The sequence below is a fragment of the Minwuia sp. IMCC3060 genome, assembly GCF_029909435.1.
GTDB lineage: Bacteria > Pseudomonadota > Alphaproteobacteria > Minwuiales > Minwuiaceae > Minwuia.
On record NZ_CP123782.1, the window covers coordinates 3,347,620 to 3,367,567 of the forward strand.

Consider the following 19,948-nt stretch of genomic DNA (forward strand, 5'->3'; position numbering starts at 1 on the left):
GCGTCTATTCCGCCTTCTCAAGTGTACATTGCAGGGGGTGCTGGTTCTCACGGGCGAGGTTCATCACTTGGGTGACCTTCGTTTCCGCAACCTCGTACGGAAAGATTCCACAGACGCCGACACCCTTCTGATGCACGTGCAGCATGATCTGCGTCGCCGCATCGGCGTCCTTGTTGAAATAGCGCTGCAGGACGTAGACGACGAACTCCATCGGCGTGTAGTCGTCGTTCAGCATCAATACGCGCCACAGCGACGGCTGCTTCGTCCGTGGCCGGGTCTTGGTGACGACCCCGATCTCGTTGTCACTGTCGTTATCGTTACGCTTGTCGGTCATGTCTCCGACGGCTCTCCCGAAATTCCTGATGAAAACAGTATGGTGGAACGGATCGATGTGAAAGGGGGATCGGCAAGAATTGCGCACCGAACCTTGCCCGTCCAACCTCAGGGACATATAGGTCATGTTCCGTTTCAGGCTAGGCTCGAAGCCATTCAAAAGTGCTTCTTGCGCGCCGGACTTGCGAAATTAGGTTAACTCCACCATGGACCCTGAATCAGGGTTCCGCTAAATTCTTGACGAATCGACGCATTTCAAGGCTCGGGAGCCGCGCCAGTTCATGACGGTTGAACGACATTGGGGACATTGCACGCTGTTGGTCATGGCCGCGCTGGTCATGGTCTCCTTCGCCGCACCGGCAGCGGCCAAGCGTGTCTACACGGGCATCGTCGTCGACCAGGCGACGGGGCAGACCCTTTACGCGCACAAGGCCGACCGGACGGTTCATCCGGCATCCCTGACCAAGATGATGACGCTCTACATGCTCTTCGAGGCCGTGAAGCAGGGCAAGGTGAGCATGGACACGCCGCTGCGGGTGTCGCGCAATGCCGCGGGCAAGCCTGCATCGAAACTGGGTGTGCCGCGCGGTTCGACGATCCGCGTCAGGGATGCGATGCTGGCGCTGATCGTGAAGTCCGCCAACGACGTGGCAACCGTGGTGGCCGAAGCCCTGGCCCCGAGCGAGGTCGTCTTCGCCCGCCGCATGACGGCGCGGGCGCGCAATCTCGGGCTTGTCAGCACAAGCTTCCGAAACGCCAACGGCCTGCCGAACCGCCATCAGGTGACCACCGCGCGCGACATGGCCAATCTGGCCATCGCCCTGCAGCGCGATTTCCCGGACCTGTTCCCCCTGTTTGCCACCCGCACCTTCACCTGGAAGGGACGCACCTACGGTTCGACCAACAACCTGCTGGGCAGGATCGACGGTGTGGACGGGATCAAGACCGGCTACATCAATGCATCCGGCTTCAACCTGGTGACCACCGTCGCGCGCGACGGGCGGCGGCTGGTGGCCGTGGTCATCGGTGGCCGCACCGCGGCGCGGCGCGACCGGCAGATGCAGAAACTGATCAGCATGGGATTCCGCCGTGCCGCAGATCAGGAGAAGTCGGGCACCCTGACGGTCGCCGCCGATCTACCCCCTGCCCGCCCTGGCAGCCGGGGCGAGTCGTCCGTGCTGGCCAGCCTGCGCAGCATCAACCTGATCTCCGAAGCGAACGCCGCCGCGCCTGCGGCAACGCCGGTGGCCGTGCCTGAAGGCGACCATGGCATCCAGGTCGGCGCCTTCGGGTCGACCAAACGTGCCAACCGCGCCATCCGGCAGGCGGTTGCCGCCGCGCCGGAACAGTTGCGCAACCACCCGATCGACCTGAACCGGGTGAAGACCAGCAAGGGCAGCCTGTATCGTGCGCGGCTGCTCTCGTTCAACGCGACGGAGGCCCGCGACGCCTGTCGCGCGCTGAAGGCAAAGCGGATGGACTGCATGGTGCTGCGCAGCGACCGCTGACGACCATGTCCGTGACCCGCTGGCTCTGGGTCCGCCATGCACCGACTGATCCGGACGGACGGATCATCGGCCATACCGATATCCCCGCACTGGAACCCGACAGCGAAAGCCTGATCCGTACCGCAGCGATGCTGCAGGTCGCGGGTGTGGTCCTCTGCAGCCCGCTCTCCCGTTGCCGCACGACTGTCGAGACCTTGCGCGGGATCAGCCCGGCCCTGCCTGCCCCCCTGTTCGACGATGAATTGAAGGAGCAGCACTTCGGCACCTGGGAAGGCAAGCCCTACAGCGCGGTCAGCGCCTGGAACGGGCTGGACCTGAAAGCCATGGCCGCCCTGAGACCGCCCGAGGGGGAGAGCTTTCTTGACCTGATCGAGCGCACGAACCGGGTGATTTCCCGTGCCGGGGGGCGGTTCGGCGGACAGACCGTCGCCGTCATCGCCCACGCAGGCGTGATCCGCGCGGCGGTGACCCTGGCCCTCGGCATCCCGCCGCACCGTGGCCTCAGCCTCTGCATCGATCCGCTGTCGGTCACGTCCCTGACCGATCATGGGGACGGTGGCTGGGCGGTCGATCACGTCAACCGGACCTGAGCCGCCGCGCCGCAGGAATCAGGCTCATGGGTCCGGCAGGCTGCCCTCCAGCTTCAGAAGGAACCGCTTGGTCTCAATGCCGCCGCCGAAACCGGTCAGGGCCCCGTTCGCACCAATGACCCGGTGGCAGGGGATGATGACCGGCAGCGGGTTGGCACCGTTCGCGGCACCAACCGCGCGGCTCGACTTCGGTGCCCCGATCCCGCGCGCCAGCGCGCCATAGGTTGTGGTCTGGCCGAAGGGAATGGTGCGCAACCGGCGCCAGATCCGTTTCTGGAAATCGGTGCCATGCAGCGTCAGCGGCAGATCGAAGTCCCGCAGGCGGCCATCGAAATAGGCCAGCAACTGCCGTTTCACCTCATCGAAACCCTTGTCGGAACAGGTCCAGGCCGGATGCGGGCCGAAGGCCTTGTGGCCGCCGGGAAAGCTGAGGAAATGCAGCGACCCGGCATCGCCCGCCAGCAGCAGTCGCCCGATCGGCGTTTCGAGCCAGGTGTAGCTGAGCGGGATATTCTTCATGTCCGGGATGCCAGGAGGGAGGGTGGCGGGCGTCCGTGGAGTTCGCTGAATGCCGCAATGAACCGGCCGTCAAAGGCCGGATCGCGACGCAGGCGGGCGGTATTGCAGGTGTCGAAATCAAGCATGCCGCCAGTCTATCGCCGGGCCACGACCGGTGCGAGACCCCGTCGATGATCGGGTCCGAATCCGGCCAGCCGGGAGCTCGCCCCCCTCCCCTAACGCGTCATGCGGCAGGCGGTCTCGGGTGCGTCGATCCCCAGGGTGTCGAGATTGTTGGTCCGGTGCAGGAATCCCTCCACCGGGGCGCGGGCGACAACGTGGTTATGGGTGGCGAGCAGCATCGGCTGCCGCAACTGGTTGTCCCAGGGGCGGAAACTCAGGCGGTTGCCCTTGAAGCCGTCGAGCACGAGTTCCGCCGACAGCAGGTGATCGCGCAGGGTCACAAACACTTCGCTCTGCGTGCGCTGCACGGCAGTCGCCACCGCCTTTACAGCCAGCCAGGCGGCCCAGTCGGGATCACGCATCGGGCGGCCCTCCTGATCCTGAAACCGGTTTTCCAGTTGCGGTGCGCCATGGCGCGACCATGACCAGTGCCAGGCCAGTCCGGCCAGCCCTTCGGTCCCCACGAGCGGGCGCGGATCCACCATCCGGTAGTTCAGGTTGCGGGCAAACTCGCCATCGCTGTCGGCGACGAAGATCACGTCATGGTCCGACCCCTGCGTCAGCAGCAACGGATTGTTCAGTTCACGCTGCCGGGGATCATTGCTCAGCACGAAGGCACGCTCGTCTTCGATCTTCAGGCCGTAGCGCGCGGCACTGCGCCGGAAGGCGGCGGCCATGGCCCTGTCCGCCGCCAGCGGCCCCACCAGGACCAGCACCTCCCGCCAGCGACGCAGGGCCAGGAACTGCCCGACCGCGTCGGCCCGCATGGCGTCACTTGGTGCGATGTGCAGCAGGTTGGGCTGACAGTCGGCCCCCCGCAGGCTGTCCGCAGCCGCGCGTATGTTGAAGAGCAGCACGTCCCTGCCCGCCAGCGCCCCCGAAACAGACGCGATCTCCGGTGCAGGCAGATCGAGGATGATGAAATGGACACCGCGCGCCAGCATCGCCTCCGCCGTCGCAACGAGTTCGTCCTGACGGGCGCGCTGGCGGTCCAGGGCAAACTCCGTCCCGGTCGCCGCGCCATGCCATTTCACCTCCCCCAGGGCCACTTCCCCACCGGCATGGGGACGGCCGAGCGGCTGGTTCAGGAAGGCCGCGAAGGTGCGGGACCGGCGATAGTCACGATCCCCCTTCATCTCCAGGTGACCGATGACAAGCTCATCTGCCCAGGCGACCGTGACCGGCAGCGCGAGCCCCAGCACAGCCAGAAGACCGGCGGCGAGAAGTCGGGTCAGATCAGTCATCGATCAGGACGGTATGCGGGACACGCCCGACCGGCACCGACCGGACGGCACGACGGCGTTCCATGTCGATGACCGTCATGTCGTCACTCAGACCGTTGGCGACGTAGAGCAGGCTGCCGTCCCGGTTCAGGGTGGCGTTCCAGGCCCGGTTGCCCACCAGAACCAGGTCCGCGACCTGCCGCGCGGCAACATCGACGAATGCCACGTGATTGGCCCGTCCCATGGCGATCACGGCGGTCCGGCCGTCAGCCGTCATGGTGATCCCGACCGGTGTCACGTCCTCCACCCGCAAGCCCCTCGGCGGTTCAAGCCGAAGCGTGGCCGAGACCGTGTTGCTGGCGACATCGATGATCGAGACGGAGGCGGCGAGTTCGTTGGACACCCAGAGTTCACGCCCGTCCGGTGTCAGCGCAAAGCGGCGCGGCCGCTGCCCGACCAGAATGTTGGCCCGGATGCTGCCGCTGGCCAGATCGACCACATGCACCAGGTTGGCCACTTCCGACGAGACATAGACCGTCCGGCCATCCGGATTGGCCAGAATGCCCTCCGGCTCCGCGCCGACCTCGATCGTGGTCAGGCCGGCAACACCAGCCTCTTCGCCGCCCTCTTCCTCGTTCTCGTTCCCTTCTTCCTCATCTTCCTCTTCGGACAGCGGCTCATCGCTCGGTTCCGCAACGTCCAGGTCCGGCTTCGACTCGCGCTCCCGGAAATAGGTGGCGAGATCGAGGATGCCGAGCTTGGCGTCATCCTCCAGGGAGATGAAGAGCGTGCCGCCATCAGCCGAGAAATCGAACAGCTCCGGGTCATCGATACCCGTTATCCGGTCGGTCAGCTGAAGTGTCGCGATGTCGATGATGTCGATGGCATCCCCATCGCCACAGGCAACGAAGATCCGCGTCCGCGCTGGGTCGAACTGAAGATGCCGGGGGCGGGCAGCGGTGCCGATACGCTTGACGACTTCCAGCGTCTTGCCATCCAGCACATGGACGGCATTGTCCTTCTCGCTCGACACGAAGACCAGACCGGTCTCCTTCGCCGCCGCGGGAACGACCATGGCCAGCGCCAGAACTCCCCCCAGCATCAAGTTGCGCAACCAGTTCATTTTCCTGCCCTCCCAAGCATCGCGCTTGTTCTTCACACGGACAGGACTTCACCCGACCGCACCGCGCGTGATTGATCAATTGAACCACAGCACTCGCAAGAGTGTCATCACCAAGGAGCGGAGAAGGGCGCCGGGTACGCCGGCACTTGACCGCCCCCAACCGCTGGCACCGGTTCAGCAGACCGCCACTGGACAGGAGAGCGGCGCAGGCCATTACGGTTGCAGAAGGTCCTGCATTCTGTTGCTCTAGCAATTAATTACTGTTTCAGGCCAGGCTCTGGAGTATCCTGCTGGCCAACCAGCACGATCCGCAATGGGGCTGGAGTTGCAGACCATGGGAGGAAGCGATGGTGGCAGACACTTCGATTCAGTCAATTGATGCCGACGAGGGTGAGTTCCCGGATGTCAGCGATCCGGCCCTCTATCAGTCGGACTCATGGGAGGCCGCTTTTACGCGCCTGCGGCATGAGGACCCCGTGCATCATTTCAGCGACAGCATGCACGGCCCCTACTGGGCCGTCACCCGGTACGCCGATATCATGGAAGTGGAACTGAACGACGCGGTCTTCTCCTCATCATCCGAATGGGGCGGTATCCAGATCCAGGATTCGGGTGACATCAGCAGCCGGCGCAACTTCATCCGCATGGACCGTCCCGAGCACACGGCCCAGCGCAAGACCGTGGCCCCCATTGTCGCACCGACCAATCTGGCCAGGATGACCGACAGCATCCGGCAGCGCACGGGTGCGATTCTCGATGACCTGCCCACCGGCACGGATTTCGACTGGGTCGATCGTGTCTCGGTGCCTCTGACGACAATGATGCTGGCGATCCTGTTCGACTTCCCCTTCGAAGAGCGGGAAAAGCTGACCTTCTGGTCCGATGTGGGACTTGCCGATATCAATGCGCCGGATTCACCGGTCAGGACCGAAGCAGAACGTGCGGTCATCCTGCAGGAAATGGCGACCCGTTTCCGGGTGCTGTTCGACGAACGGGCCGCCATGGAACCCAAGTTCGATCTGATCTCCATGCTCGCCCATTCCGATGCGACCCGGAACTTGTCCGATGCCGAATTCATGGGAACCGTCATGCTGCTGATCATCGGCGGCAACGACACGACCCGGAACTCGATGACCGGCAGCGTCCTGGCGCTGCATCAGTTTCCCGAACAGGATCGTCTGCTGCGCCAGGACCCGGGCCTGGTCGACAAGCTGGTGTCGGAGACGATTCGCTGGCAGACCCCGCTGATCCACATGCGGCGTACCGCGAACCGTGACACGGAGCTGGCCGGCAAGCAGATCGCGCGGGGCGACAAGGTCGTCATGTGGTACGTGTCCGGCAACTTCGACGAGACCGTGTTCCCGAACCCCTCCGCATTCAGCCTGCAGCGACCGAACGCGCGGCGGCACCTGTCGTTCGGCGCCGGCATCCACCGCTGTGTCGGTGACCGGCTGGCGGAACTGCAGCTCCGGATTCTCTGGGAAGAGATCCTGCGCCGGGAGATGGCGCTTGATGTGACAGGCGCGCCGGAGCGGATCTATTCCAACAATGTCCGGGGCATCAGGCGAATGCCGGTCAGGGTCGTCAGCCGCGCCTGAGGCGCCTCAGGCCGGATCGACGAAGGCGGCGACGACCTTCTTCTGGCCCGCCTTCTCGAAGTCGATCAGCAGGTGGTTGCCATCGACGCGGGCGACCAGGCCATAGCCGAACTTCTGGTGGAACACGCGCTCGTCCTTCTGGAACTTGCGCTCGCTTTCCAGCGTCCGCACCTCACGCGCCTCGCCGTCGATCACCTTGCCACGAGCATAGCCCCCGGCACGGTAGCCGCGCTCCTTCAGCCGTTTTGTCGCCTGCAGCCAGGGCGCGTCGTAGGCGAAGCTGCCCGGTGCCTGCTGGTGCCCCCGGGCACCGCCGGGCTGGGCGGACGCGCCATAGAGGCCGGTCTCCGCCCGCACCTCAACGGCATCCGCCGGCAGTTCCTCGACAAATCGGCTGGGAATGCCGGAGCGCCATTCGTTGAACACCCGCCGGTTCGCGGCATGGCTGATGAAACAGCGCTGCCGGGCGCGGGTGATGCCGACATAGGCCAGGCGGCGTTCCTCCTCCAGCCCGGCATTGCCGGTTTCCTCCAGCGCGCGGCGGTGGGGAAAGACTTCCTCCTCCCACCCCGGCAGGAAGACCGTGTCGAACTCCAGCCCCTTGGCAGCATGCAGGGTCATGATCGACACCTTCTCGGTATCGTCCGAACTGTCGTTGGCCTGCACCAGCGCGATGTGCTCCAGATAGGCGCCAAGGGTCTCGTGGTCCTCCATCGCCAGAACCATTTCCTTCAGGTTCTCCAGCTTCGTCGGCGCGTTGGGGCTCCTGTCGCGCTGCCACATTTCCGTGTAGCCGCTCTCGTCCAGCACCATTCCCGCCAGTTCAGCCGGGTCCAGATCATCCTTCACCTGCCGCCAGCGGGCGAAATCATCCAGCAGCCGTTTCAGGGTATTGCGCGCCTTCGGCTTCAGTTCCTCCGTTTCCACCAGCGCCTCAGCGGCACGGTAGAGGGACTGGCGCGCGCCACGGGCGGCGCGATGCAGCATCTGCACGGTGGCGTCACCCAGGCCGCGCTTCGGCGTGTTCACGATCCGCTCGAACGCGATGTCATTGTCCGGCTGGGCGACGATCTGCAGGTAACAGGTAGCGTCCTTGATCTCCTGGCGCTGGTAGAATCGCACACCGCCGAGCACCTGATAGGGCACCCCGATCTCGATGAAGCGATCCTCGAAACTGCGCATCTGGAATGTCGCGCGTACCAGGATCGCCATCTCCGACAGGCGTTCCCCCTTGCGGTGCAGGCTCTCGATCTCGTCGCCAATGGTTCGGGCTTCCTCTTCCCCGTCCCAGACGCCGATGACCGTGACCTTCTCGCCGCCGGGAATGTCGGTCCAGAGCGTCTTGCCCAGCCGCCCCTCGTTGTTGGCGATCACCGCACTCGCCGCCTTCAGCACGGCGGCGGTGGAGCGGTAGTTCTGCTCCAGCCGGATCACCTTCGCGCCGGGGAAGTCACTCTCGAACTTCAGGATGTTGCCGACTTCCGCACCGCGCCAGCCATAGATCGACTGGTCGTCGTCCCCGACGCAGCAGATGTTCTTCGCCCCCTGCGCCAGCAGGCGCAGCCAGAGATACTGCGCCACATTCGTGTCCTGATATTCGTCCACCAGGATGTAGCGGAACCGGCGCTGGAACTCGGCCAGTACATCCGGCGCGGTCTGGAACAGGCGGATGCAGAGCAGCAGCAGGTCGCCGAAATCCACCGCGTTCAGGGTCTGCAGGCGTTCCTGATACATCCGGTACAGGTCGCGTCCGCGCCCGTCGGCGAAACCGCTGTCGCCTTCCGGCACCTTGTCGGGCATCAGGCCCTTGTTCTTCCAGCCGTCAATGACGCCGGCAAGCTGGCGCGGCGGCCAGCGCTTCGGGTCGATCCCCTCCGCCTCCAGCAGCTGTTTCAGCAACCGCTGCTGGTCGTCGTCGTCCAGAATCGTGAAGTCGCTGCGCAGGCCCAGCAGTTCGGCGTGACGGCGCAGGATGCGCGCACCGATGGCGTGGAACGTGCCCAGCCACATCCCCTCCACCCGGCTGCCGATCAACTGCCCGACCCGGTCCGACATCTCCCTGGCGGCCTTGTTGGTGAAGGTCACGGCCAGGATCTCCCAGGGCCGCGCCGTACCGGTGTTCAGCAGGTGCACCAGCCGCGTGGTCAGCACACGGGTCTTGCCGGTTCCGGCACCGGCCAGCACCAGAACGGCACCCTCCAGCGTCTCCACCGCCTGCCGCTGCGGCGGATTCAGGCTGTCGAGATAGGGAAAGCTGCGCGGCTGCGGGGCCGGAGCAGGTTCCTCCGCCCCGGCGAGATCAAACGGGTCATCCATGGGGAGAACATATAGAGCATGTCCGCGCCCAGCGGAATCCATTGCGGTGTCAATTTCAGCCCGAATTGGCTGACAGACTGACGCTGCACCGGCCCTCAGTCCGGGTCGCGCTGTTCCTTCACCCCGATCAGAAGAAACAATCCGACACCGATGAAGATCAGGATCATGGAGACCCCGACCCGATCACCGCCGATCCCCGTGGCACGGGCGATGACGAAGGGGGCCAGGAACGCCGTTGCCTTGCCGGACAGCGCGAACAGGCCGTAGTACTGGCCAAGCTGCCCCTCCGGCGCCAGTCGCGCCACCATGGAACGGCTGGCCGCCTGTGCCGGTCCCGCGACCAGTCCCAGCAGCACCGTGATGGCCAGCATCACCTTCTCCGCTTCCGACGCGAAGAGGCCGTCATCGGGAACCGGGAAGCCCATGGGGATGAAGAACAGCACGTGGCCGTCACCGATGGAAATGATCGCCGCCGCCGTCACGAACAGGCCACCAACGGAGATGTAGAGCGTGCGCTTCGACCCGATCCTGTCGTCCAGCCAGCCACCGAGGAAGGATCCCGGCACGCCGAACACCAGGGTCAGGATACCGAACAGCCCAAGCTCCAGCAGGCCCCAGCCGAACTGGCTGGCGACATAGACCCCGCCGAAGATGAAGATCGCGTTCAGACCGTCGTAATAGATCATCCGCGCGATCAGGAACCGGAACATGTTGGGGCGCTTGCGGCGCATGGTCAGCACCGTCTCGCGCAGTTCGCGCAGCCCGTTGCGGATCGCCGCCATCCGGTCGGCCACCAGCTTCGGCTGGTCCGGGGTCCAGAGGATGAAGGGCAGCATGAAGACCAGGTACCAGAGACCGGAGAAGGGCCCGGCGAGCCTTTCGGCCACATGCCCCTCCGTATCGAAGCCCGGTCCCGGAATACCGGGAAGCTGGCCCGTCAGCCACAGCATGATCGGCAGGGCAAACAGGGCGCCGACATAGCCCATGGCCCAGCCGTAACCGGACAGCTTTCCGACCCTGTCGCCGATGGCCAGATTGGGCAGCATGGCATTGTTGAAGACCACCGAGAACTCGGCGCCGATGATGCCGATCACCACCAGCGCAACGATCAGCGCGATCCGCCCGTCACTGGCGTCCGGCACCGCGAACCAGAGACCGAAACAGGCCGCGATGCACATCAGGCTGAAGCCGATGACCCAGGGCTTGCGCGGCCCCGTGGCGTCAGCGAGGGAGCCGAGGATCGGGGCGGAAAAGGCCATGATCAGGCCGGCGATGGTCTGGGTGTCGCCCCAGAGTTCCTGCCCGCTGGAACCATCGCTGACGACTGTGTTCACGAAATAGGGGCCGAAGATGAAGGTGATGATGATGGTGAAGAAGGGCTGCGCCGCCCAGTCATACATCGCCCAGCCGAAACGACCCCGTGCGCCTGCCTGCATCTGCTGCCCCTCCCGAGATGATGCAGCGTGGTCGCAGCACCCGGGCGGCAGACTACAGCAGTTCCCCGGGGGAAGGAATCGCCAGCTTGGTCCTCTGGCTCCGGCACGCCCTTTCTCTTGGCCATGTCCGGCAGCGCCCCTGTTTCATTTCCCGCAGATCACCGACCGGCCTAGGATTTCAGGAACGGACAGATTGCTGCGGGGAGACAGGCCATGACGTTGACGGACGACGCATTGCGGAATTCAGGGGTCGAGCGGCTGATGCTCGGTTTCTCCAACCTGCGTGAAACGCGTGAGCAGCGACCCATGGTGCTGACCGGCGGCGATGGCATCTACGTCATCGACGAGGACGGGCGGCGATTCCTGGATGCCAGCGCATCCTTCTATTGCGCCGCGCTGGGTTACAGCAACGAACGGCTGGTGGCGGCGGCACATCGCCAGATGCAGGCCATGCCGTTCTATGTCTCGGCGCAGCAGCGCACGGTTCCCGCCGTCATCGAACTGGCGGAGCGACTGGCAGCGATCGCGCCGGTCAACGACGCCCATGTCGCCTTCGGCGCGACAGGGTCTGAAGCGAACGAGTTCGCGCTGAAGTTCATGCTCTACCGCAATACCTGGCGCGGCCAGCCGAAGCGCCGGAAGATGATCAGCCGCCTCGGCAGCTATCACGGCGGCACCCTGACGACCGCCGGGCTGGGTGGTTCGAAGTCGGTGCATGACGCCTTCGCCCTGCCGATGCAGGACCACCTGCTGGTCAGCCAGCCGGACTTCTTCAACAATGGCCTGCCGGGCGAAACGGAGGCCGCCTTCTGCGACCGGCTGATCGCGGAACTGGAGCAGGTCATCGCCGATGCCGGACCTGAAACCATCGGTGCCTTCGTGGCCGAGCCGCTGAGCTTCTCCGCCGGTCTGGTGATCCCCCCGGAGGGGTATTTCGCGCGCGTCCAGGCGGTGCTGAAACAGCACGACATCCTGTTCATCGATGACGAGGTGATCACGGGCTATGGACGCACCGGGCAGATGTTCGGGGCCGAGACCCTGGGGATCGCACCGGATATCCTCAACAGCGCCAAGGCCATGAGCGGGGCCTATTTCCCGATCTCCGCCACCATCATCGACGGCGACATCTACCGGGACATGGAGGCACACAGCGACATGCAGGGCCTGTTCGCCCATGCCGGAACCTTTGCCGGCCACCCGGTGGGTGCGGCAGTGGCGGTGGAGATGCTGAACATCGTGGAGGAAACGGACCTGCCCGGCAGTGTCCGCGCCAAGGCCCCCCAGTTCGCCGCCCGCGTGAAGGCGCTGGCCGACCATCCACTGGTGGCGGATGTGCGCACCATCGGCATGGCCGGGGCAATCCAGCTCAGGTCAGAAGGCGATGGTGCCGTTGCCACCGGCGCACTGGCCGGGGCTGCGAAACAGCTTGCCGCCATCGCGCAGGATCACGGGCTGATCATCCGCGTCACCGGCCCCACCGCCATGCTGGCGCCGCCGCTGATCATCACCGAAGCCGAGATCGACCGGATGTTCGACCTGTTCACCGGCGCGCTCGATGCTGTGGCGGATCAGGTGATCGCCTGAATCCGCGCGATCAGGGCCTCGTCGACCGCGACACCGCCCGCCGCCAGGTTGCGCCGCCGGTTCTCCGCGCGACGCTGTCCGGGCAGGCGCGCGCCGGGCTGATCGGTGATCGCGGCGGCCAGGTCGGTCATGCGTGCCGCGAAACCGGCACCGGAGAATGAGGCGGGGTCGAGGGCGATGAAGAACTGGCCTGTCGCAGGCGGCCCACCGGCCGTGCCCGCGAAGGGGCTGGCATCCTTGCCCAGGGTCGCGCCTGCCAGCACGGCGGCGAACAGTTCCACCATCAGCCCGGTGCCGAAGCCCTTGTAGCCGCCCGCCGGGGCCATCGTGCCCTGCAGTGCCGCGTCGGCGTCCGTGGTCGGATTGCCGTCGCTGTCATAGGCCCAGCCCTCCGGGATCGGCTTGCCCTCGCGCGCGTGCAGGGTGATCTCGCTCTTGGCGACGACACTCGCCGACTGGTCGAGGACGAAGGCCGCGCCCCCATCCCCATCCGGCGCGGCCAGCGCGAACGGATTGGTGCCGATGACCTTCCGCGCGCCACCCACCGGCGCGATGGAGGCCGGAGCATTGGTGAAACCCATCCCCACCAGACCGGCCCCGGCCAGTCGTTCCACGTGATAGCCGAGCACGCCGCAATTGTAGGAATTGCGGATCGACAGTGCCGCGACGCCGTGTTCCCGGGCACGCGGCAACAGGGCCTCGAAACCCGCATCGATGGCCGGATGCGCGAAGCCATTGCCCGCATCCACGTTGACGGCAGTGGTGCCTGAAACATCAACTTCCGGCACTGCCGCGCCGTTCACCTTGCCGCACTGAACATGCTCGCAGTAGATCGGCACATAGATCAGGCCATGACTGCGAATGCCGTCCATCTCCGCGGCCGCCACGGCACGGGCCAGTGACTGCGCCGACGCCGGTCGGGTGCCTGCGCGTTGCAGCGCCGCCTCGGCCAGCGCCGTGATCTCCGTCGCGTTCATCATCGCCATTGCTCGCTCCTGCTTCCTGTCCGTCTCAATCCGTATCCACCAGCCCCGCGCCCGCCCCCGCAGACCGGGACGCATCGGTCGAAGGCACCAGGGAGAGGTGGAAGTGTCGTTGCACGATCGTCCAGGCGCTCTGGTCCACGGCGACAAGGCCCGCATGTGCCGTTTCACCGGACGATCCTGCCCCGCCGCCATCCGCAGACATCACCACGTCGCCCGGCCCGTCGTCAGCCTGAACACCCGTCGGACCGTCGCCGGTCCGTGACGCGATGCAGGCGATCACCCAACCCGGCACGTCTACATTCCGCACCACCAGCCGGGCGGCCGGATCCTGTTTCAGGACCTGCCACCAGTCCGCGGCAGAAGGGCCGGATACCAGCGCCGAAAGTGGCCTCTCCCCGTCCGCCATCAACACGGTCGCGGTCTCCGCCGGTTCCTGTTTCACGGCGGTTTCGGCGGCATCCCCGGTCAGGGAAGCCAGCGCCACCGCCAGCAGGGGTGCCGGATCCCGGCCCTGTTGCGCCAGCCAGACGGCCGTCACCGCCGCATCCTCGGCCAGTCCCCAGGGCAGCCCTGCGCCAAAGGCTGCCCGACAGCAGTAGAAGGAAAGTTCGCCAAACGAGAGATGCAGCGCGGCCACGGGATCAGTTCACCTGCACGGGCCGGATGGCGAAGGCCCAGCCGTCCGGGTCCGCATCCGCCAGACCGTCCGGCTGCGGCGCGCCCTGAAACAGGGTGATGCGGGTCCAGAGATCGGACTTGGGATCGAATTTCGAGGCCCCGAAGAAGGCCAGCTTGAACCGCAGCAGGTCAATGGGCCGGACCCCGTCCGCCACCAGATTGTCCCGCACCTCCGCATAGTCGAGACCGGCGATGGACTGCACCCGGCGCACCGTATGGCGATGCTGCGGGTGGCGGAGCAGGAATGCGGCAACGATGGTGTCGTCCACGGCTTCAGCCTGCGCCAGATCGGCCACAAGGCGTCGTATGTCACGGGCGAAGGCGAGCGGCATCTCCAGCATGCCACCGGGTTCGGCGTGACGGTGACCCAGGCGCGGCTCCAGCTTCTCCTCCGAATAGTACCAGAAACGCGCCTCCGCCTCCGGCCCGTCCAGCGCGAGCGCATCGACCCAGCCCTGTTGTGCCGCGATCAGGCGGCGCAGCTCCGAAAGCCGCATCGCCGGATCGAGGGCCAGGTGTTCGGACACATGCATCCGGTCCGCCAGATCATCGACCAGCGCGCCATGCGGCTCCAGCAGCAGCGCCAGCAGCAGTTCCTGCGCCTCCACCCCCAGCCGCGCCTGACCGAACTGCCAGATCCGGTCCCATGGCGTCGTCGCGTCGAGCAGTCCCGGTGCCGCCTCCGACAGGCGCGCCAGATCCTGGTGCAGCTCTTCGATCCGCGCCATCTGCTGCGGGTCATCGACCTGCCATTCACTCACATGCTGCCGCGCCCGGACCAGCAACCGCAGGAAGGCGGCACGTGTTTCATCCGCCCCCTCCGCCAGGGACCGCACCCGCGCCAGCGCCGTCTCCCGCGCGGTCACCCAGGCATGAACCAGTTGGGGGTGGCGCCCCAGAAAGGGTGCCATGCCCAGCCCGGTGGCATTGCCGACACCCAGAAAATCCCGAACCTCCGGAGCAAGCGGAACGGCGCTGTCGCCGCCACGCACCCGCGCCAGATGCTCGATCAGCATCACGGTGAACCAGCGGAACAGCCAGACAGCCAGCATCTCCACCTGGAACGCGCCCTGCAGTTCGGGGCGGTCGGCAATCAGCGCCCGGTCGCCGCAGCCGAACTTGCCGCTGCCGTAGACGGCGGTGGTGCGCATCAGATAGCCGACGCCGGACAGTGTCCCGATATCCGGCTGCTGCCCCGCCGAGAGTCGCGCCGTCACATGGCTGAACAGGCGCAGGCTGCGGTTGGCGCGGCCCAGCACCAGCTCCCGCGATGTGAAGCGCCCGGCCTCCTGCTTCGGGGTATTGGCCGCCAGCCGCGCAATGTCGGCATCGGAGGGGATGCCGTCATACAGGCTGAAGGTCGCGTCCCAGGCCTCCGCGATGACCCGGTCGGTGCGCTTCTCCGGCGGCAGGTCGTGCGAGAAGACCACCAGCGAATAGGCCTGCTCCGGTGTGTGGGCGGTCAGCACGACAGTGCCGAACCCCTGCGCATCCAGATCGAAGCGCCGCTGTTCGAATCGCCAGCCCTCCCCATGCATCCGCCGCAGCAGGCTGCGCATGAAACTCAGCCGTGTCGGGAACGAGGCCCCCATGCGGGACAGGCGCATCACCTCATCGGCGGGGCGCAAAGGCACGGCGGGCGGCGATGTCTGCACCGCTGCCGTCATGGGGCCGGACCGAAGGAACGTTCGAAGAAGTCGAGCCAGTTGCCACCCGCGATCCGCGCCACATCCTCGGCCGAGAAGCCGACTGCGCGCAGCCCGTCGACGATGTTCGCGAAACCGAGACTGTCGGCGAACCAGTCCGGCTGTGGCGGGAAGCCCGCGTCGCTGGCGGAGCCTTCGCCGAAGTCCTTCGCGCGGGTCCAGGTGCCGTTGCGCATCCATTCCACCACCGAATCCGGCTGGTCCTGGCAGAGGTCGCTGCCGAAGCCGATGTGCTCCACGCCCATCAGTTCCGCCGCCTGCGCCACCATGGTGCAGAAACCGTCCACGGTGCAGTCGGACTTGCCCGCCAGATGATGCGGATAGAGGGAAAAGCCGAGCATTCCGCCACTCTGCCCCAGGGCGCGCAGCACCGCGTCGGACTTGTTGCGCAGGGCCGGATGCCAGAACGACGGATTGGCGTGGGTGATGGCGATGGGGCGGCTGGAATGCTCGATGGCCTCCAGCGTCGAACGCTCCGCCGAATGGCTCATGTCCACCACCACCCCGACCCTGTTCATCTCCGCGATGACCTGTCGGCCCATGCGGGTGATGCCGGGGTCCTCCGCCTCGTAGCAGCCGGTCGCGAGCAGGCTCTGGTTGTTGTAGGAGAGCTGCATGAAGCGCGCGCCGAGCTGGTGCCAGACCTCGACCAGGCCGATGTCATCCTCGATCGGGGACGGGTTCTGGAAGCCGAAGATGATCGCCGTCCGCCCGCTGTCGCGCGCCGCCAGCACATCCGCCGCCGTGCGCCCCGGCACGATCAGGTCGGGGTAGGCCTCGAAGCGGCGGTTCCAGGCGATGACATTCTCCACCGTCTCCCGGAAGTCCTCGTGATAGCAGATGGTGACATGCACGCAGGCGAGGCCCACCGCGTTCATCTGCCGGAAGATCGCCTCCGACCAGTTGCTGTACTGCAACCCGTCGATCAGCAGCGGCACATCCGCCCGCCTCGCATCCACCATCCCGCAAACCTCCCGGCCCTCACTGACCCAACAGCCTTAATGGATCAGGGATGCGCCGTACAGGTTTGCGGACTGGTGCGAAGCGTCGTCTCCCCGATCAGTGGGAGAACAGGGTGGGTACGGTCATTTCGTGCAGCAGGCTGCGGGTGACGCCGCCGAACAGGCGCTCGCGGAGGCGCGGGGTGCCGTAGGCGCCGAGGACGAGCATGTCGATGTCCAGTTCCGCGGCGCGGGACAGGATCACCTGGTCGGGGCTGAGGTCGTGGGATGTCTCGTGCATCACCTCGACCTTGATGTCATGCCGGGCCAGGTGCAGGGCAATGTCGGCGCCGGCCACTTCACCGGTGCCACCGGTGCCACCGGTACTCGTCTTCGGGTTCACCGACATGACGGTCACCTTGTCCGCGGTGGCGAGGATCGGCAGGGCGTCGTTCATGGCCCGCGCCGCCTCCCGGCTGCCGTCCCAGCCGACCAGCACGTTGTGGCCGAAGTCATGGCCGATGCCGACATAGGGGATCACCAGCACGGGGCGACCGCCCTGCAGGATCACCTCTTCCGGCATCGCATTGCCCGCCGTGCGTTCCTTTGCCGGATCGGACTGGGTCAGCACCACCAGATCGGCGTGCCGGGCATGCATGGCAATGACCTCGTCGATCACCGAGGTGGCGGCGATCTGGCTGCGGAAGTCGTTGGACAGGGTGCTCTGCCCCAGGATCTTGCCGAAGGTCGCCTCCGCGCGCTGCACGGAAAGCTGTGCCTGCTCCCGGAGCGAGACCAGCACGTCCTGCGAGATGGGACCATCGAAGTAGAGCTGCATTATGGGGTCGGCTGCGACGTGCAGGCCGGTCAGATGAGCCTGATGCTGTTCCGCCAGCTTGATGGCGGCACCGATCGTCTGGTCCGGTTTTCCGACTTCATCGACGACCGTGAGAATGTTGCGATAGGACATGGCGCTTGCTCCCGTTTGATCATTTCCGACCCTCAGCATCGCGCCATGTCGCAACAATCACCTTGATCAGGATCAAGCGACCGAATTTTCTGCAAACGATCCGCTGCAGGTGCCGGTTGGATGCGAACCGGCCATTCCTGCCGTCAACCGCTGTCCGGGTCGCGATAGATCGGCCCCCGGTCGATCACCGGCTGCAACAGGTTGTCGCGCATGTAGTCGTGTTCCTCATCGACGGTCGCCGGGCGCTGTTCCTGACCGCGGTAGCCCATGATCTGCCGCACCTCCGGCATCATGTAGTAGGCGGAGGAAGCGACCAGCCCGATGGTGGCGAGTCCGTCCGGGTCTTCCCGGTTCAGGCGCTCCGCGGCCGCGGCAGCCGCCTCCCCTGCCCCGACCCGGTCCAGCGCCTGGTTCAGGCTCCCGGTCAGTTCGGGCCGCAGTGCCAGTACGTGATCGACCATTGCATCGACGTCGCCCGCGTCCGTGAAGCGGGGCATGCCCAGGGCCGCCGGGATCAGGACATCACCGATGGCATTCAGCGCCGCGCGCCGGGTGTCGGACAGGGCATTCATGATGCAACCCTCTGGTCGGCGCGGGTCTCGATCATGTGCATCACCGAGCGGAGCGCGATGGCACAGATCGTGGCGGTGGGGTTGAACCCTGACGAGGTGACGAAGGTGCTGCCGTCCAGCACATGCAGGTTGGGCACATCGTGGCTGGTGCCCCACTGGTCCAGCACGGAGGTCTCGGGGTCATTGCCCATGCGGCAGGTGCCCATCAGATGCCAGCCGCAATCCCGCATCAGGGTGGTGGTGGAGATGCTCTTGGCGCCCGCAGCCTCCATCGCCTCCCGCTGCCGGTCCAGGTGGAAGGCGATCAGCTTCTCCGTGTTGTCGGAGTTGCGGTAGATGATCTTCGGGCTGGGGATGCCGTCCGTGTCCGTCAGGCTGTCGTCCAGCACGACACGGTTCTCCGGGTCCGGCAGGTCTTCGGCGATGATCCCCCATTCGAAGGAATGGCCGAAGCGCTTCTGCGTCGCCCGGTGCAGGTTCTCGCCCCAGGCTTCCTCCAGCGGTGCGCCGCCATAGGCGGAGCGCATGCCCAGCGGCCCGCCGGTCGGCATGGCATTCCACTTCGCGCCCCTGACGAAGCCGCGTGACTTGTCGGTCTCGTAGAACTGCATCGAATGGATCGCCTGCCCCGCCGGGCCGAGCCAGCTGTCGAGAGGCTCGTCGAAATAGCCGACGGTGGCGGCATAGGGGTGCATCATCAGGTTGCGCCCCACCAGCCCCGACGAATTGGCCAGCCCGCCTGCGAACCGGTCACCGCCGGAGAGCAGCAGCAGGCGCGGCGTGCCGACCCCATTGGCACAGACAATCACCTTTTCCGCCCGCTGGTGATGCTCCACCCCGTCGCGGTCGATCCAGATCGCGCCGCTGGCCAGCCCCTGCGCATTCACCGTGATCTCCCGCACCCGTGCGCCGGTGATCAGTTGTGCGCCGTGGGCAATCGCATCCGGCCAGTGGGTCAGGTCGGTGGAGGCCTTGGCCTGTTCCGGGCAGCCCTGCATGCAGGTGCCACGGCGGGCGCACTGGCTGCGACCGCGGTAGGCGCGCGACGGGATGGCCTGCGGTGCGGGCCACCAGTGCCAGCCGAGTTCGTTCATGCCCTTCGCCGCCAGCCGCCCGATCCTGCCGATGGGCAGCGGCGGCAGCGGGGGCGGTGTCATTGGCGGATAGGCCGGGTCCCCGGCCAGGCCGGACACTCCCATCTCCACATCCATGTGATCGTAGAAGGGTTCCAGATCCTGATAGGTGAAGGGCCAGTCGTCAGCCACGCCGTCAAGGCTCCTCACGCGGAAGTCGGAGGGCATGAAGCGTTGCCAGTGGGCCGCATAGATCAGCGTGGAGCCGCCAACACCCGCGAACATCAGCGGGTTCACATCCGACTCGCTGGTGTCGATGGGATAATCCGTGGCCAGCCCCCGCACGTTGGGGTTCGGATGCCAAAGCCGCTGCGACATCAGCTCCCATTCCGGCTTGTCGCCGTAGAATTCGTCCGATGAGACCTCGCGGCCCTGTTCCAGACAGACAACCCCGACCCCGGCTTCCGCCAGATGCTTCGCCGCTACGGCGCCGGATGCACCGGCCCCGATGATCAGCACCTCGGCAATCTCACCCATCTGTCCACCCCCGCAAATCCACAGAACACCAGCGATTCTAGACGTTTCCGTGCGATGGCCACTTGGATGCAACTGCACCAACTTCCCGCGCGT

Annotated in this window: 17 protein-coding genes; 4 read left to right on the forward strand and 13 right to left on the reverse strand. The window is 65.9% G+C overall.

Annotated features, from left to right (window positions below; genetic code table 11):
* Nucleotides 1–4: 4 nt before the first annotated feature.
* On the reverse strand, nucleotides 5–334 hold the full coding sequence (gene clpS / locus QGV54_RS15660) for an ATP-dependent Clp protease adapter ClpS (RefSeq protein WP_281019772.1): 330 nt from the start codon (nucleotides 332–334) through the stop codon (nucleotides 5–7).
* A 280-nt stretch (nucleotides 335–614) separates the two neighbouring features.
* Here clpS and QGV54_RS15665 point away from each other — a divergent pair, with 280 nt between their 5' ends.
* Together QGV54_RS15665 and QGV54_RS15670 are read left to right on the forward strand one after the other, a co-directional pair.
* Nucleotides 615–1,841 carry a D-alanyl-D-alanine carboxypeptidase gene (locus QGV54_RS15665; protein ID WP_281019771.1) on the forward strand — a complete coding sequence of 409 codons (1,227 nt, stop codon included), beginning with the start codon at nucleotides 615–617 and terminating at the stop codon, nucleotides 1,839–1,841.
* Nucleotides 1,842–1,846: 5 nt separating this feature from the next.
* On the forward strand, nucleotides 1,847–2,431 hold the full coding sequence (locus QGV54_RS15670) for a histidine phosphatase family protein (RefSeq protein ID WP_281019770.1): 585 nt from the start codon (nucleotides 1,847–1,849) through the stop codon (nucleotides 2,429–2,431).
* Nucleotides 2,432–2,455: 24 nt separating this feature from the next.
* On the opposite strand, the gene QGV54_RS15675 is transcribed toward QGV54_RS15670, so the two are convergent.
* The 3 genes from QGV54_RS15675 to QGV54_RS15685 all read right to left on the reverse strand — a co-directional run bounded on the left by QGV54_RS15675 (nucleotide 2,456) and on the right by QGV54_RS15685 (nucleotide 5,458).
* Nucleotides 2,456–2,950, reverse strand: coding sequence for a methylated-DNA--[protein]-cysteine S-methyltransferase (locus tag QGV54_RS15675; protein ID WP_281019769.1), 495 nt, complete (start codon nucleotides 2,948–2,950; stop codon nucleotides 2,456–2,458).
* A 215-nt stretch (nucleotides 2,951–3,165) separates the two neighbouring features.
* Nucleotides 3,166–4,356: an ABC transporter substrate-binding protein gene (locus QGV54_RS15680; protein WP_281019768.1), complete on the reverse strand. Its 1,191-nt coding sequence runs from the start codon at nucleotides 4,354–4,356 to the stop codon at nucleotides 3,166–3,168.
* Nucleotides 4,349–5,458 carry a beta-propeller fold lactonase family protein gene (locus QGV54_RS15685; protein ID WP_281019767.1) on the reverse strand — a complete coding sequence of 370 codons (1,110 nt, stop codon included), beginning with the start codon at nucleotides 5,456–5,458 and terminating at the stop codon, nucleotides 4,349–4,351. The genes QGV54_RS15680 and QGV54_RS15685 overlap by 8 nt, the downstream gene beginning before the upstream one ends.
* A 347-nt stretch (nucleotides 5,459–5,805) precedes the next feature.
* Between QGV54_RS15685 and QGV54_RS15690 the strand changes: the two genes are divergently transcribed.
* On the forward strand, nucleotides 5,806–7,056 hold the full coding sequence (locus QGV54_RS15690) for a cytochrome P450 (RefSeq protein ID WP_281019987.1): 1,251 nt from the start codon (nucleotides 5,806–5,808) through the stop codon (nucleotides 7,054–7,056).
* A 6-nt stretch (nucleotides 7,057–7,062) separates the two neighbouring features.
* On the opposite strand, the gene QGV54_RS15695 is transcribed toward QGV54_RS15690, so the two are convergent.
* Nucleotides 7,063–9,372, reverse strand: coding sequence for a UvrD-helicase domain-containing protein (locus QGV54_RS15695; RefSeq protein ID WP_281019765.1), 2,310 nt, complete (start codon nucleotides 9,370–9,372; stop codon nucleotides 7,063–7,065).
* Between the two features lie 95 nt (nucleotides 9,373–9,467).
* Nucleotides 9,468–10,808: an MFS transporter gene (locus QGV54_RS15700; protein WP_281019764.1), complete on the reverse strand. Its 1,341-nt coding sequence runs from the start codon at nucleotides 10,806–10,808 to the stop codon at nucleotides 9,468–9,470.
* A gap of 213 nt (nucleotides 10,809–11,021) precedes the next feature.
* Between QGV54_RS15700 and QGV54_RS15705 the strand changes: the two genes are divergently transcribed.
* On the forward strand, nucleotides 11,022–12,392 hold the full coding sequence (locus QGV54_RS15705) for an aminotransferase class III-fold pyridoxal phosphate-dependent enzyme (RefSeq protein ID WP_281019763.1): 1,371 nt from the start codon (nucleotides 11,022–11,024) through the stop codon (nucleotides 12,390–12,392).
* Here QGV54_RS15705 and QGV54_RS15710 read toward each other — a convergent pair.
* The 7 genes from QGV54_RS15710 to QGV54_RS15740 form a co-directional block, all read right to left on the reverse strand.
* Complete coding sequence (locus QGV54_RS15710) at nucleotides 12,377–13,369, reverse strand: Ldh family oxidoreductase (RefSeq protein WP_348637685.1); 993 nt, start codon at nucleotides 13,367–13,369, stop codon at nucleotides 12,377–12,379. The two genes, QGV54_RS15705 and QGV54_RS15710, sit on opposite strands and share 16 nt — an antisense overlap.
* A 34-nt stretch (nucleotides 13,370–13,403) precedes the next feature.
* Nucleotides 13,404–14,015, reverse strand: a complete 612-nt coding sequence (locus QGV54_RS15715) for a DUF3726 domain-containing protein (RefSeq protein ID WP_281019761.1) — start codon at nucleotides 14,013–14,015, stop codon at nucleotides 13,404–13,406.
* 4 nt (nucleotides 14,016–14,019) lie between these two features.
* Entirely contained in the window at nucleotides 14,020–15,723 is a 1,704-nt protein-coding gene (locus tag QGV54_RS15720; RefSeq protein ID WP_281019760.1) for a hypothetical protein, read from the reverse strand.
* Nucleotides 15,720–16,724 carry a membrane dipeptidase gene (locus QGV54_RS15725; RefSeq protein ID WP_281019759.1) on the reverse strand — a complete coding sequence of 335 codons (1,005 nt, stop codon included), beginning with the start codon at nucleotides 16,722–16,724 and terminating at the stop codon, nucleotides 15,720–15,722. The genes QGV54_RS15720 and QGV54_RS15725 overlap by 4 nt, the downstream gene beginning before the upstream one ends.
* Before the next feature lie 97 nt (nucleotides 16,725–16,821).
* Complete coding sequence (locus QGV54_RS15730) at nucleotides 16,822–17,673, reverse strand: universal stress protein (protein ID WP_281019758.1); 852 nt, start codon at nucleotides 17,671–17,673, stop codon at nucleotides 16,822–16,824.
* 143 nt (nucleotides 17,674–17,816) lie between these two features.
* On the reverse strand, nucleotides 17,817–18,245 hold the full coding sequence (locus QGV54_RS15735; protein ID WP_281019757.1) for a hypothetical protein: 429 nt from the start codon (nucleotides 18,243–18,245) through the stop codon (nucleotides 17,817–17,819).
* Complete coding sequence (locus tag QGV54_RS15740) at nucleotides 18,242–19,855, reverse strand: GMC family oxidoreductase (protein ID WP_281019756.1); 1,614 nt, start codon at nucleotides 19,853–19,855, stop codon at nucleotides 18,242–18,244. The genes QGV54_RS15735 and QGV54_RS15740 overlap by 4 nt, the downstream gene beginning before the upstream one ends.
* Nucleotides 19,856–19,948: the final 93 nt, after the last annotated feature.

Coding starts and splice junctions, on each gene's coding strand:
- clpS (WP_281019772.1), bottom strand. CDS start 334: ATGACCGACAAGCGTAACGATAACGACAGTGACAACGAGATCGGGGTC.
- QGV54_RS15665 (WP_281019771.1), top strand. CDS start 615: ATGACGGTTGAACGACATTGGGGACATTGCACGCTGTTGGTCATGGCC.
- QGV54_RS15670 (WP_281019770.1), top strand. CDS start 1,847: ATGTCCGTGACCCGCTGGCTCTGGGTCCGCCATGCACCGACTGATCCG.
- QGV54_RS15675 (WP_281019769.1), bottom strand. CDS start 2,950: ATGAAGAATATCCCGCTCAGCTACACCTGGCTCGAAACGCCGATCGGG.
- QGV54_RS15680 (WP_281019768.1), bottom strand. CDS start 4,356: ATGACTGATCTGACCCGACTTCTCGCCGCCGGTCTTCTGGCTGTGCTG.
- QGV54_RS15685 (WP_281019767.1), bottom strand. CDS start 5,458: ATGAACTGGTTGCGCAACTTGATGCTGGGGGGAGTTCTGGCGCTGGCC.
- QGV54_RS15690 (WP_281019987.1), top strand. CDS start 5,806: ATGGTGGCAGACACTTCGATTCAGTCAATTGATGCCGACGAGGGTGAG.
- QGV54_RS15695 (WP_281019765.1), bottom strand. CDS start 9,372: ATGGATGACCCGTTTGATCTCGCCGGGGCGGAGGAACCTGCTCCGGCC.
- QGV54_RS15700 (WP_281019764.1), bottom strand. CDS start 10,808: ATGCAGGCAGGCGCACGGGGTCGTTTCGGCTGGGCGATGTATGACTGG.
- QGV54_RS15705 (WP_281019763.1), top strand. CDS start 11,022: ATGACGTTGACGGACGACGCATTGCGGAATTCAGGGGTCGAGCGGCTG.
- QGV54_RS15710 (WP_348637685.1), bottom strand. CDS start 13,369: ATGAACGCGACGGAGATCACGGCGCTGGCCGAGGCGGCGCTGCAACGC.
- QGV54_RS15720 (WP_281019760.1), bottom strand. CDS start 15,723: ATGACGGCAGCGGTGCAGACATCGCCGCCCGCCGTGCCTTTGCGCCCC.
- QGV54_RS15725 (WP_281019759.1), bottom strand. CDS start 16,724: ATGGTGGATGCGAGGCGGGCGGATGTGCCGCTGCTGATCGACGGGTTG.
- QGV54_RS15730 (WP_281019758.1), bottom strand. CDS start 17,673: ATGTCCTATCGCAACATTCTCACGGTCGTCGATGAAGTCGGAAAACCG.
- QGV54_RS15735 (WP_281019757.1), bottom strand. CDS start 18,245: ATGAATGCCCTGTCCGACACCCGGCGCGCGGCGCTGAATGCCATCGGT.
- QGV54_RS15740 (WP_281019756.1), bottom strand. CDS start 19,855: ATGGGTGAGATTGCCGAGGTGCTGATCATCGGGGCCGGTGCATCCGGC.